The sequence below is a fragment of the Rhodococcus erythropolis NBRC 15567 genome (genome assembly GCF_001552595.1).
In the GTDB taxonomy this organism is placed as follows: domain Bacteria; phylum Actinomycetota; class Actinomycetes; order Mycobacteriales; family Mycobacteriaceae; genus Rhodococcus_F; species Rhodococcus_F erythropolis.
In genome coordinates this window covers 21,498-34,356 of record NZ_BCRM01000010.1, presented here as the reverse complement: position 1 = coordinate 34,356, position 12,859 = coordinate 21,498, and the positions used below count along the sequence as shown (strand labels likewise).

Annotated in this window: 10 protein-coding genes and 1 other RNA gene; 5 read left to right on the top strand and 6 right to left on the bottom strand. The window is 64.0% G+C overall.

Annotation, left to right across the window (positions count from 1 at the left end):
• Window positions 1-2 precede the first annotated feature (2 nt).
• From RE4_RS15520 to RE4_RS15510, 3 genes are all read right to left on the bottom strand, one after another.
• On the bottom strand, window positions 3-3,017 hold the full coding sequence (locus RE4_RS15520) for a bifunctional [glutamine synthetase] adenylyltransferase/[glutamine synthetase]-adenylyl-L-tyrosine phosphorylase (protein ID WP_019748946.1): 3,015 nt from the start codon (window positions 3,015-3,017) through the stop codon (window positions 3-5).
• A complete protein-coding gene (locus RE4_RS15515) occupies window positions 3,014-4,354 on the bottom strand; it encodes a glutamine synthetase family protein (RefSeq protein ID WP_003941637.1) in 1,341 nt (446 codons plus the stop codon). The genes RE4_RS15520 and RE4_RS15515 overlap by 4 nt, the downstream gene beginning before the upstream one ends.
• Before the next feature lie 107 nt (window positions 4,355-4,461).
• Window positions 4,462-6,033 (bottom strand): alpha/beta hydrolase, encoded by a 1,572-nt coding sequence (locus RE4_RS15510; RefSeq protein ID WP_047887982.1) that lies wholly within the window; start codon window positions 6,031-6,033, stop codon window positions 4,462-4,464.
• 207 nt (window positions 6,034-6,240) lie between these two features.
• Between RE4_RS15510 and panB the strand changes: the two genes are divergently transcribed.
• Genes panB through pip form a run of 3 tightly spaced genes read left to right on the top strand, consistent with a single transcriptional unit; the run spans window position 6,241 to window position 8,567 of the window.
• Window positions 6,241-7,092, top strand: coding sequence for a 3-methyl-2-oxobutanoate hydroxymethyltransferase (panB, locus tag RE4_RS15505; protein ID WP_003941624.1), 852 nt, complete (start codon window positions 6,241-6,243; stop codon window positions 7,090-7,092).
• A 51-nt stretch (window positions 7,093-7,143) separates the two neighbouring features.
• Complete coding sequence (locus RE4_RS15500; RefSeq protein WP_020969914.1) at window positions 7,144-7,584, top strand: hypothetical protein; 441 nt, start codon at window positions 7,144-7,146, stop codon at window positions 7,582-7,584.
• Window positions 7,584-8,567 (top strand): prolyl aminopeptidase, encoded by a 984-nt coding sequence (pip, locus tag RE4_RS15495; protein WP_047887981.1) that lies wholly within the window; start codon window positions 7,584-7,586, stop codon window positions 8,565-8,567. Before RE4_RS15500 ends, pip begins: the two co-directional genes overlap by 1 nt.
• Window positions 8,568-8,571: 4 nt before the next feature.
• On the opposite strand, the gene RE4_RS15490 is transcribed toward pip, so the two are convergent.
• The 3 genes from RE4_RS15490 to rnpB form a co-directional block, all read right to left on the bottom strand.
• A complete protein-coding gene (locus tag RE4_RS15490; protein WP_060938885.1) occupies window positions 8,572-9,981 on the bottom strand; it encodes an RNB domain-containing ribonuclease in 1,410 nt (469 codons plus the stop codon).
• A 107-nt stretch (window positions 9,982-10,088) separates the two neighbouring features.
• Window positions 10,089-10,274: a hypothetical protein gene (locus RE4_RS15485; protein ID WP_007735457.1), complete on the bottom strand. Its 186-nt coding sequence runs from the start codon at window positions 10,272-10,274 to the stop codon at window positions 10,089-10,091.
• Window positions 10,275-10,593: 319 nt separating this feature from the next.
• Window positions 10,594-11,008: RNase P RNA component class A (rnpB, locus tag RE4_RS15480), an RNA gene on the bottom strand.
• A gap of 54 nt (window positions 11,009-11,062) precedes the next feature.
• Between rnpB and RE4_RS15475 the strand changes: the two genes are divergently transcribed.
• Together RE4_RS15475 and RE4_RS15470 are read left to right on the top strand one after the other, a co-directional pair.
• Window positions 11,063-11,590, top strand: a complete 528-nt coding sequence (locus RE4_RS15475; RefSeq protein ID WP_019748952.1) for a DUF1697 domain-containing protein — start codon at window positions 11,063-11,065, stop codon at window positions 11,588-11,590.
• Between the two features lie 28 nt (window positions 11,591-11,618).
• Entirely contained in the window at window positions 11,619-12,854 is a 1,236-nt protein-coding gene (locus RE4_RS15470) for an SLC13 family permease (protein WP_060938884.1), read from the top strand.
• The last annotated feature ends 5 nt before the right edge of the window (window positions 12,855-12,859 follow it).

Here is a 12,859-nt window from a genome sequence, read left to right as displayed (position 1 = left end):
CGCTACTCCCCGCCGAAGACCCTCTCCACCACAGCTTTTGCCCGTCGTGTGATGCGCAGGTAGTTGTCGAGGAATTCCCCTGCGTCGTCGCCGTATCCAGCGACCTGCGCCACCGCCGCGAGAACACGGCCCGGGCCGGGAAGCTGATCGGTCGGCTTGCCTCGCACCAGAACGAGGCAGTTGCGTGCCTTCGTCGCGGTGATCCAGGCGTCACGCAGCAGTTCGACGTCACCTTCGCTGAGCAGTTCCGCGGCGCCGATGGCGTCGAGAGTCTCGAGCGTCGACGTGTTGTGCAGCGACTCGATCTTGTCGGCGTGGCGCAGCTGCAGCAATTGCACAGTCCACTCGATGTCGGCCAAGCCACCGCGACCCAGTTTGGTGTGCGTCGCCGGATCGGCTCCGCGAGGAAGCCTTTCGGAATCGACGCGCGCCTTGATGCGCCGGATCTCGCGCACCGCCGCGTCACTGACGCCGCCTTCGGGGTAGCGCGTCTTGTCGATCATGTGCAGGAACCGCAGTCCCAGTTCAGGATCACCGGCAACCGGGTGCGCACGAAGCAGCGCTTGAATCTCCCACGCCTGAGCCCACTTCGCGTAGTACGCGTCGTACGACTCGAGCGTGCGAACCATCGGTCCGTTGCGGCCTTCCGGACGCAATCCGGTGTCGACTTCGAGCGGAGGATCCGTGCTCGGTGCCCCGAGAAGCTTGCGCACCTTGTCGGCAATGCTGTTGGCCCACTTGACCGCAACGGTCTCGTCGACGCCCTCGCGGGGTTCGCACACGAACAGCACGTCCGCATCGGATCCATAGCCGAGTTCGCCGCCGCCGAGTCGGCCCATGCCGATGACGGAGAAACTGGCCGGCGCCTCGGTCCCGAGTTCGGTGACGCTGGCCTTGATCACCGCGGAGAGCGATGCATTGAGCACCGCGGCCCACACCGAGGACAGCGCCTTGCAGACGGCGGGAACATCGAGCATGCCGAGGATGTCGGCCGAAGCGATGCGCGCAAGTTCGTGTCGCCGCAGCGAGCGGGCCGCGGCAACAGCACGATTGGGATCACTGTGTCGGCCGGAGGCGGTGAGTATTCCGCGAGCGACGTCCTCGGGCTTCGGCTCGACAAGGCGCGGTCCACTCGGCGAATCCGCGAACAAGCGAATCACGTCGGGAGCCTTGATGAGCAGGTCGGGTAGGTACGCCGACGAGCCCAGCACGGTCATCAGACGCTCGGCCACCGCAGCCTCGTCGCGGAGCAGGCGCAGGAACCACGTCTGGTCGACGAGCGCGTCCGAGAGCCTGCGGTAAGCGAGCAGACCTGCATCGGGATCCGGTGTGTCCGCGAGTGATTCGAGCAGAGTCGGCAACAGGAGCGCTTGAATGCGACCCTTGCGTGAAGCGCCACTCGTCAGTGCAGTCAGATGTCCGAGAGCATGCTCGGGCGCCGTGTAACCCAGAGCGGCCAACTGCCGAACCGCGGCTTCTGGTCCCAGGACCAGTGCTTCCTTGTCCATCCGCGCCACCGATTCGAGAAGCGGGCGGTAGAACAACTTGGCGTGCAGGCGGCGAATCCGATGCGAATTCCGCTTGATCTCGGCGCGCAGGACTCCCAGGGAATCCAGCCGACCGTCTGGCCGCATGTGCGCGGCGCGGGCCAGCCAACGCAGCGCTTCCTCGTCGTCCGGCGGCGGCAGGGTGTGTGTGCGCTTGAGCTTCTGCAACTGCAGACGGTGCTCGAGCAGGCGCAGGAATTCGTACGACGCAGTCAGGTTGGCGGCGTCGTCGCGGCCGACGTATCCACCCGCCGCCAATGCGGTCAGTGCATCGACCGTGCTCTGGACATGCAACGAACTGTCGGCGCGCCCGTGCACCAATTGCAGGAGTTGGACGGCAAATTCGACGTCGCGCAAACTTCCGCGGCCGAGTTTGAGTTCACGCTCACGCAGTTCGGGGGGAACCATTTCCTCGACGCGTCGACGCATGGCCTGGACTTCGGGGACGAAGTCCTCGCGCTCGGAGGCGATCCACACCATCGGGCTCATCGCCTCGGAGTACTGGCGACCGAGCTCCATGTCGCCGGTCATCGGACGAGCCTTGAGCAGTGCCTGGAACTCCCAGGTCTTGGCCCAGCGCTTGTAGTACGTGATGTGGGATTCGAGGGAGCGAACCAGTTCTCCGCGCTTGCCTTCGGGGCGCAGCGCAGCATCGACCTCGAAGAATGCGGAAGTACCGATACGCATCATCTCGCCGGCAACGCGACTGGCCGTCGCATCGGCCGGTTCGGCGACGAACACGACGTCGACGTCGGAGACGTAGTTCAGCTCGCGCGCACCACATTTGCCCATGGCGATCACGGCGAGCCGGATCGGACAACTGCCCTCGGGACACACCGTTGCGATAGCCACCGCCAGTGCGGCGGTCAGGGCAGCGTCCGCGAGATCGGAAAGCTGGTGACCCACAGTCTGATAGGGCACTACTGGTTCGTTCTCGACGGTCGCCGCAAGATCAGCCGCAGCCAGCAGCATCAGCTGGTCCTTGTAGCTCTTACGCAGAGCAACAACAGCTTCCGGCCCGGTCAGGGTGGCGCGGTAGGTCAGCGAGCCTTCGGTAGCGCCCTCGTCGAGGGTGGCGCCCACGGCCTCGAGCAACGCTGCGGTGGCCTCGTCCTTGGTCGGCAGAGCGGTTCCGTCGAGCAATTTCCAGCCGATCGGATCCGCGGCCAGGTGATCGCCGAAGGCCGACGACGCACCCACGAGTGCGAACAAGCGGCCGCGCAGGCTTTTGTCCTTGCGCAATGCCTGATCGAGTTCGCGCCACCCGTCGTCGAGCCCGTCCTTGATCCGCACAAGGGTGCGCAGAGCGAGGTCGGCATTCGCGGCACGCGAAAGCGACCACAAGAGTTCGATGCTCTCGGCGTCGACCCAACCGAGCTGACGCAACTCGTCGGCAGCGGTGGGCTCGACCAGCCCGAGTCGACCCGGTCCTGGAACTGCTGATCTCGCAGCGGGCGGTTTCACCGTCACAGACCGAGGTAGGTCTTGAGCTCGAACGGCGTCACGTGGCTGCGGTATTCCTCCCACTCACGACGCTTGTTGCGCAGGAAGAAATCGAAGACGTGTTCGCCGAGTGCTTCGGCCACCAGTTCCGACTTCTCCATCTCGCGCAGAGCGCTGTCCAAGTTGCTCGGCAGTTCCTTGTAACCCATGGCGCGGCGCTCGGCGGAGGTCAACGACCACACGTCGTCTTCTGCCTCGGGCGGCAAGGTGTAGCCCTTCTCGATGCCGCGAAGACCGGCAGCAAGCAGGACCGCAAAAGTTAGGTACGGGTTGCAGGCCGAGTCTGGGCTTCGGATCTCGACGCGGCGCGAGGACGCCTTGTTGGGCGTGTACATCGGGACGCGAATGAGAGCCGATCGGTTGGACGGGCCCCACGACGCAGCAGTGGGCGCCTCTCCCCCGTGGACGAGTCGCTTGTACGAGTTGACCCACTGGTTCGTGACCGCACTGATCTCGTTGGCGTGCTCGAGGATGCCGGCGATGAACGCCTTGCCGGTCTCGGAGAGCTGCATCGGATCGTCAGGATTGTGGAAGGCGTTCGTGTCGCCCTCGAACAGGCTCATGTGGGTGTGCATCGCGGAGCCGGCCTGATCACTGAACGGCTTGGGCATGAAGCTCGCCCGGACGCCTTCACCGATCGCGACCTCCTTCACGACGTATCGGAACGTCATGACGTTGTCGGCCATCGAGAGCGCGTCGGCGTAGCGCAGATCGATCTCCTGCTGACCCGGCGCGGCCTCGTGGTGGCTGAACTCGACCGAGATGCCCATCGACTCGAGTGCGTCGATGGCGTGGCGGCGGAAATTCGGAGCCGAATCGTGCACGGCCTGGTCGAAGTATCCGCCCGAGTCGGCCGGGATCGGCGGAGTGCCGTCGATCGGGCCGTTCTCCAGAAGGAAGAACTCGATTTCCGGGTGGACGTAGCAGCTGAAGCCCAAGTCGCTGGCCTTGCTCAACTGGCGACGCAGTACGTGGCGCGGATCGGCCCACGACGGCGAACCGTCGGGCATCGTGATGTCGCAGAACATGCGCGCGGAATGTTGCGCACCGTCCTTGTGGGCCCACGGCAGGATCTGGAATGTCGAGGCGTCGGGCCGAGCGACGGTGTCGGCTTCGGAGACTCGTGAGAATCCCTCGATGGCGGAACCGTCGAATCCGATTCCCTCCTCGAAGGCGCCTTCGAGTTCGGCGGGGGCGATCGCCACCGATTTGAGGTACCCGAGAACATCGGTGAACCACAAGCGGACAAACCGAATGTCGCGCTCTTCCAGGGTACGAAGCACGAATTCTTTTTGGCGATCCATGCACGCGAGACTAAGCAAGCCACGTTAAATCTGTGTTACATCAGTGGTCCCGGTCAACAGAGTGATTGGTCACCATCGAATAGGCGCAGCGTACGGCGTCGCGCCGGTTAACATGTCAGACCCTCTTCCGGTGCCTTCAAGTAAACGAAGTAGTCGACGACGGCATCGTCGACGCAGGAGTTTCCGTCCAGAACCACCGTGTGTTGGGTTCCGTCGAACGTGATCAGGGCAGCGCCCAACTGCTTGGCGAGATCCACTCCGGCCTGATACGGCGTTGCCGGATCCTGCGTCGTGGAGACGACGACCAACTGAGGCAGGCCGGCATCGGCGAGCGCCTGGGGGTCGAGCGCGTGGGGGCTGCCGGTAGCCGGAACGGGCCAGAACGCGCACAGGTCGAGCGGCGCTTGACCCGTCCCGCGGCCGTCGTCGAGGAACGGCGCCGCCTCGCGGTACCGAGTGTCGGATTCGCCGGCCTCGGCGCGGTCGGTGGTTGCCGGATCGTCCACGCAGCGAATGGCGTTGAACGCGTCGTTGATGTTGGAGTAGCTGCCGTCATCCTCACGGCCTTCGTACATGTCGGCGAGATTGAGCAGCGAGTCGCCGCGTCCGTCGGCCAGACTCGACAGACCCCCACGCAGCGGCGTCCACAACTGTGGCGAATACAGAGCCTGCTGCACGCCCGTGATCGCGTCGGAATAACTCAGCCCGCGCGGATCGGTGGTCTGTGCCGGCTTCTCGATCAACGGATCGACGAGTGCCTGAAAGCGTGCCCGCGCCTGCGCCGGATCATCACCCAGCGGGCAATCCGTTCGCGAGACACAGTCGGCGACAAAGGCGTCGAACGCGCCTTGGAAGCCCTGCCCCTGCAAGACCACTTCGTCGACCGGATCCTGCTCGGGGTCGAGCGCGCCGTCGAGGACCATCGCTCGGACGTTCTGCGGAAAGGTTTCCGCGTACGTGGATCCGAGCCGGGTCCCGTACGAGAACCCGAGGTAGTTCATCTTCGGATCGCCGAGAACGCCCCGAATGACGTCCATATCTCGCACCACCTCGTAGGTACCGACATGAGCGAGGAACTCCGTACCGGTCCGCTCAGCGCACTTGGCGGCGTAGTCCTTGCTGTCCGCCTCGGCGAGAGCGATGCCCTCCGGCGTCATGTCGACGTTGACCTCCGCACGCTCCGCGTCGGTCTCCTCCGGCGTCAAACACCGAACCTGCGGGGTCGATGCCCCGATCCCCCGCGGATCGAAGCCGATCATGTCGAAACGTTCCTGCAGTTCGGTGCCCGAACCCGATGTCGCCATCGACAGCCCGGACCCACCCGGCCCGCCGGGGTTCAGCAACAGTGAGCCGATGCGGTCGCCGGTTGCCTTCGAACGCGAGATCACCACCTTCGCGGTGTCGCCGTTCGGATTCGCGTAGTCGACGGGAACGCTCACCTCGGCGCAGTCGACCCCACGCCCCAGCGGCGCAGTTCCTTCTTCGACAAATTGGTCGCACGACCCCCAGTCGAGCGTCTGCTCGTAGAATTTCTCGAGGCCGGACGGCACCGCGGACGCGGCAGAACCAGCAGGTTCCACTGATTCGGGCGTGCCTTCCGAACTGGTGCAACCGACAACCAACACGAGCACTGCTGCGCTTCCGGCGAGGGCACCGGAGAGGCGAACGAACTTCGACATGCCATTGATGGTGCCAGGAAACCTCGGTAGCCAGCGGTTCGCCTCGGTTCGGCACCTAACTGACAGGCACGCGGCGATGTGACCCATTGCACCCCGTCAACTATTCGTGTCGGCGATGTCCGGTGGCAGACTGAACACGTCATCACCCACACCCGGGGACCCGAAGGCGATCAACGCTCAGGGCCTCGAGGCCAGAAAGGGACAACGATGTCCGAAACACCTCTCTATGGTTCTGTACCCACTGCAAGCTCTACTGATGCACCGAAGCGTAAGACGCGCATTCACCACCTCGCCGAGATGAAGCAGAACGGCGAACGCTGGTCGATGCTCACCGCTTACGACTACTCCACGGCACGCATCTTCGAAGACGCAGGCATCCCGGTGCTGCTCGTCGGCGACTCTGCCGCCAACGTCGTCTACGGCTACGACACCACCGTGCCGATCACCGTCGACGAACTGCTCCCGCTCGTGCGTGGCGTGGTTCGCGGCGCCCCGCACGCACTCGTCGTCGCCGACCTCCCCTTCGGCACCTACGAGGGTTCCGCCGAGCAGGCCCTTGCGACTGCGACACGGTTCATGAAGGAAGGCCTCGCGCACGCCGTCAAACTCGAGGGCGGCGAACGGATGAGCAAGCAGATCGCGGCTATCACCTCGGCCGGCATCCCCGTCATGGCTCACGTCGGATTCACCCCGCAGAGCGTGAACTCGCTCGGCGGATTCCGCGTCCAGGGTCGCGGCGACGCGGCCGAGCAGCTTGTGGCGGACGCCATTGCAGTCCAGGAAGCCGGGGCGTTCTCCGTCGTCATGGAAATGGTTCCGGCCGAGATTGCGGGCCAGGTCAGCCGCAAACTCACCATCCCCACCGTCGGCATCGGGGCCGGTTCCGAATGCGACGCTCAGGTACTCGTCTGGCAGGACATGGCGGGTTACACGAGCGGTAAGACAGCCAAGTTCGTCAAGCGTTTCGGTAACGTCGGTGACGAACTGCGTTCCGCAGCCGCAGCCTATGCATCAGAAGTTCGCACTGGCGCTTTCCCGGCCGCAGAACACAGTTTCTGATCCGAGACCGGCGAACGCCGCCTGTCTCTCAACCAGCCAGGGGTGCGTTCAATGATCGGTAACCGTCGAAGTTCTACTGCCGCAGCTGTAGTCGGCGCGGCAGCTCTCGTCACGGTGCTGAGCGGATGCGCGGGAGGGTCCACCAACTCTCCCGCGCCCAGCAGCACTACGCCCGCGAGTTCCACCAAGACGGCGCCGGCAACAACCTCCGCGTCCGGTTCGACGTTCACCGACGCTCAGGTCCAGCAGTTGTGTTCGGATATGGAAGGGCAGCTGCAGAACTGGCGGACCGTCACCCCGACGCTCGGCAAGGGCGGACTGAACACGATCGTCATCACGTGGGCGACGCAGAACGGCATCAACCTGCTCGATCTCGCCCAAAATCGCGAAAGCATCGACGCGGCAACCTCGGCCGCGTGCCCCGACGTCCGGGGCGGCGCGATTTCCGCACTCGAGATCCCCGATCTCGCCTCCGGGCTGGTGGGCTTCTGATGAGCGAAACGTCAGCACCGCCGTCGGCTCTGCGGAGTCTCTATCCCCCGATCGAACCCTTTGTCATCGGCTTCCTCGACGTCGGTGACGGCCAGAGCATGTACTGGGAAGTCAGCGGAAATCCGGACGGCAAGCCGGTGGTGTTCCTGCACGGTGGCCCCGGTGGCGGTGCACAACCGGCGGTACGCCAGTTCTTCGATCCGGCCGCATACCGCATCGTTCTACTCGACCAGCGCGGCTGCGGGCGATCCACCCCGCACGTTGCCGACGGCGCCGACCTGTCGGTGAACACCACGGACAAGCTGCTGGCCGACATCGAAGCCCTGCGCGAACATCTCTCGATCGACAAGTGGATGGTATTCGGGGGGTCCTGGGGTTCCACGCTTTCCATCGCCTACGCCGAAACGTTTCCCACGCGCGTCACGGAACTGGTTCTGCGCGGGATCTTTCTCCTGCGTCGTAGCGAGATCGACTGGTACTACAACGGCGGCGCGGGAAACATCTTCCCGGAGCGCTGGGACAAATTCCTCGAACCGGTACCCGAGGCGCAGCGCGGCGAAGACCTCGTCGCGGTCTATCACCAACTGCTCCATTCCGAAGACCCCGACGTCGCAGCCCGGGCAGCGATCGCCTGGTCGGCCTGGGAAGGATCGACGAGCTACCTGTACCCCCAGGCGGACAAGATCGAACAGAACTCCGAGACCAGGTTCGCCTTGGCCTTCGCTCGTATCGAGAACCACTACTTCGTCAACGGCGGATTCTTCGACGAGGGTCAGCTCCTACGCAAAAGCTCCGCACTGCACGGCATTCCGGGGACGATCGTCCAGGGCCGCTACGACGTCGTCTGCCCCGCCACCAGCGCCTGGGCGCTGCACAAGGCGTGGCCCGAATCCAAGCTCGTGATCGTCGACGACGCGGGACACTCCGCGATGGAGCCCGGCATCGCACATCACTTGGTGGAAGCCACCGATTCGTACCGGTAGCGCCCTACGCCGGGAACGTGAATTCCACCGTCCGTTTGACCGTGTCGACGGCGGTGAGTCGCACCTTTGCGCGCTCACCGTCATCGGGCGTTCCGACGCATTTCGCAATCACTGCGACCGACGGGACAAACACTTCCGCCGAGCGCTTTCCGTCCTTGGCGCGCATCACCACCGCGTCGAAGACCTCGCCGACCCGACCGTCGAGCAGCGTGGACTCGGTCAGATCGATGCACGCGCGGTCGACCTTGTTCGCCAGTGAGTCGGACCCACTCATGATGTCGGGCAACTCGGGAAGGGCGGTGCGCACCCATTCCGGTACCGGCGTACCAGCTGTGATCGCCAGACACACCTCGGTGCTGAAGCGATCGGACAGCCGGCGCAGTGGAGCCGTCACATGAGCGTAGGGCGCTCCGATCCCCGCATGCACCGTCAACTCCGGTAGCTGGCCGTCGAAGGCCGCGTAGTCTGCGCCGCGCAGCAACGACGGCGCAACCGACATCAGCGCCATCGTCGACGGCTCGTTGGAATCGAGTCCGGCAAGAATCTGCCCGACGCTTCGACCCTCCGGCCACGTGATACCCAGCGCCACTGCAGTTCTCCGCAGGGTGCGAACCGCGGACTCCTCGGCCGGCGGCAGCGTGCGAAGCAGCCCGATACCTGCGTCGATCATCATGCGGCCGGCACACATCCCGGTCAGCAGCGACACTTCTGCGTTCCAGTCGTCCGCTTCGGTGCGTGGCTCGAGCTCGATCCGCCAGCGAGCCGAGGACTCGTCCTCTGGCTGATCCCGAACCACTGACTGCTCGGGCAGTTTCAGCTCGATGGCGCCCCTGGCAACCGCCGAGGCACTGCGCAATCGTCCGAATTCCGGTAGTGCGGCGATCGACGGATGCAAGGTGCCCGCGTCGGCGTCACGTTGCACGGTCGAATAATCCAGACGCGCCACCGATTTCACCAGAGCGCGTCTCACCTGCCATGACGTGGGCTCGGCCTGGGCGTCCAACTCGATACGCCACAGTGCGGCGGGGCGAACCACGTCCGGCAGCAGACTCGCCGATCCCTCCGACAACGCCCGAGGATGCAGCGGAACGGAACCGTCCGGGAGATAGAAGGTTTGGCCACGCTTGCGGGTTTCGATGTCGAGCGCACCGCCCGGCGTCACCACCGCCGCGACGTCGGCGATCGCGTAGTGCACGACGTACCCGGTCGAGGTCTTCTCGATGTGCACTGCCTGGTCGAGGTCCATCGATCCGGGAGGGTCGATGGTCACGAAGGCGATACCCGTTTCGTCGACACGCCCGGCACCGAAACGATCCACGGCATTCTCGGCCTCGGCCTGCGCCGCGGCCGAGAATGCTCCCGGCAAGTCGAACTCCGCCCGAACCACTCCGAAGTCGATTCCCTGCACCATCATTCGACTTGCGGGCACGCATCCTCCATGATCGGTTCGGGCCGGTGTAGCAACTGTACCGGTCCCAGTTGTTCGAGTCCCCGTTGTTCGAGTCCCAGTTGTTCCAAGTCTCAGTTGTTCCAGTCTTCGTCTGCCCGATCGGCGGCTTTGTTGCGTTCGGCAGCGATCTTCAATGCATGCTCGGCAGAGTCCCGATCGGGGTACGGCCCCATCCTCGTCAACGAGGACGCGCCCTTTCCCTGCGTGACGGAACCGTCGGACACGTCGAAGTACCAGAGTCGATCTTCATCAGTCATATCCACAGTGTGACATCAGAGTGAGATAGAAGCTTGTAGATCGCTGTGAGACTGATATTCTTTCTACTTGGCCTGGCAGGTGAGAACCGGACATTCGAACGGTGAGTTCTGCTTGAATGCCCAACACAAGCTACGAACAGAAAATGGAGTGCGCATGTCCGCAATTCTTTACGATTACCTCCTCCCGCTCATGGGCCATGACGCGGCAACGTACTGGGCTACGCTGCTGGTCATCAAGCCTGTCTGACAGCTTTTCGAACAAAAGAAGACCCCCACCGATCCGGTGGGGGTCTTCTTTTCTCACTGTGCAGATCACGGGCGGACGAGTCGGCGTGTAAGCCGGATCCTGTCCTGCGGCACCGAAGTGCCGAGTGGCGACCATCCATCTGGGCACACCGTCGCCGGGTGCCTCGAGCGGTTCACCCGCAGGCTCGGGCGAGCAGCCCTCGAACACCTGCGCAGCCGCACCGCGAGCGATGCGACCTTCAACCTTGCTCCGGGCGGGGTTTACCTAGCCACCCCGGTCACCCGAGGTGCTGGTGCGCTCTTACCGCACCGTTTCACCCTTACCTGCCTCGAAAGGCAGGCGGTCTGTTTTCTGTGGCACTGTCCCGCGAGTTGCCTCGGGTTGCCGTTAACAACCGCCCTGCTCTGTGGAGTCCGGACTTTCCTCGGCCCCAGGCCTGTGCGTGGTACACGCTGGTTCCAGAAGCCGCGGCCGCCCGGCCAACTCGTCCGCCCCCGTATGCTACCGGGCGCCTGTCGGTGGCCGGCACTATGGTCACCTTATGACTCGGTACGTGGCCCTGCTACGCGGTATCAACGTGGGCGGCATCAACATCAAGATGGCGGACCTCGCGAGAGTCTTCGGCGACCTCGGATTCCAAGGCGTGAAAACCGTCCTGGCCTCGGGCAACGTTCTGTTCGACAGTCCGAGCACCGACATCTCGTCGCTGAAGAAACAGATCGAATCCGCCCTCGCCCGCGAGTTCGGCTACGAGGCTTGGGTATTCGTCCTCGACATTCCGACACTGCAAGCGATCGTGGACAACTACCCGTTCGACCGAGAACGCGAGGGTTGGCATGCTTACGCGATGGTTGCCTCCGAGCCGGAAATCCTCGAGGAATTGAGTGCTGCGGCAGCGCAACTCGATGCCTCGGTCGAACGCGTGGTGGCCGGCGACGGAGTCCTGTACTGGGAGGTCGAGAAGGGGCAGACCGTCAAGAGCGCGTTCGGCAGGAACACCGGAAAACCGAAGTTCAAGGCGTTCACCACAACCCGAAACCTGAACACGCTCTACAAACTGCTCAAATGACGCTTGCCCCGACACGGAGCACCAGCGCGTGACTCTTCTACCGATCCTGCTCGTCGCCGTCGTCCTCGTCTTCGCGATAGTGCGTCCACGTGGGCTTCCCGAGATCGTCATCGCCGGGCCGGCAGCTGTCGTCGTTCTCCTGACCGGTGTCGTCACTCCTGACGAAGCCCGCGAAGAACTGACGAGCATGGCACCCACCGTCGTCTTCCTGGTTGCCGTGCTGGTTCTCGCTCATGCCGCGGACGCTCTCGGCGTCTTTCGCTGGGTCAGCCAGATCCTGCAGCAAAAATCCCTCGCCGATCCGCACCGGTTGCTGATTTACGTATTCGGCGCGGCTGCCCTGACCACGGCGGTCCTGAGCCTCGACGCCACCGTCGTACTTCTGACACCCGCAGTGATCGCCGCCGCACGATCCATCGGAGCAAGTCCGCGGCCCCATTCGTATGCCAGTGCGCACCTGTCGAACTCGGCGTCGACGCTCCTGCCGGTGTCGAACCTGACCAACCTCATCGCTTTTGCTGCAACAGGTTTGACGTTCTTGCACTTCACCGCGTTGATGGCGTTGCCGTGGGTCGTGACGATCGCTGTCGAATATCTGATCTTGCGACTGTTCTTCCGTTCCGAACTCGTCCGCTCGGAAAACACAGAGCCACCGGCAAGTAAAACTTCCTCGCCTGCGCCGAGTCTGCCGCTGGCGGTGATCGGACTGACGCTTGTCGGTTTCGCGGTTTCGGGTTTCTTCGGGATCGAACCCGCCTGGATCGCTGTGGTGGGTGCGAGTGTTCTGGGAGCGATCGCTCTGGCTCGGCACCGTACGACCGCCGCCAAGATGCTCTACGCTGCCGACCTCTGGTTCTGCGCGTTCGTCCTGGTTCTCGGGATCATCGTCGCCGGAGTCGCGAACGGGCCGGTGGGAGAATGGATTGCGCAGATCCTGCCAGGCGACACCAGCTACGGATCACTGCTATTCGTCGCCGTGGTCGCTGCGCTCGCGTCCAACCTCGTCAATAACCTGCCGGCAACCTTGCTGATGATCGCGGCGCTCGGGACGGGAGCACCTCCAGGCCTGGTGCTCGCGATGTTGATCGGCGTCAACCTCGGGCCCAACCTCACCTACGTGGGCTCTCTCGCGACAATGCTCTGGCGACGAGTTGCCACCAGCGCGGGCGCACCGCCCACGCTGGCGACGTTCACTCTGCTCGGGGTCATCACGACGCCACTGACGCTGCTCGCCGCCGTGAGTGCCCTGTGGCTGGTGATCTGATCAGA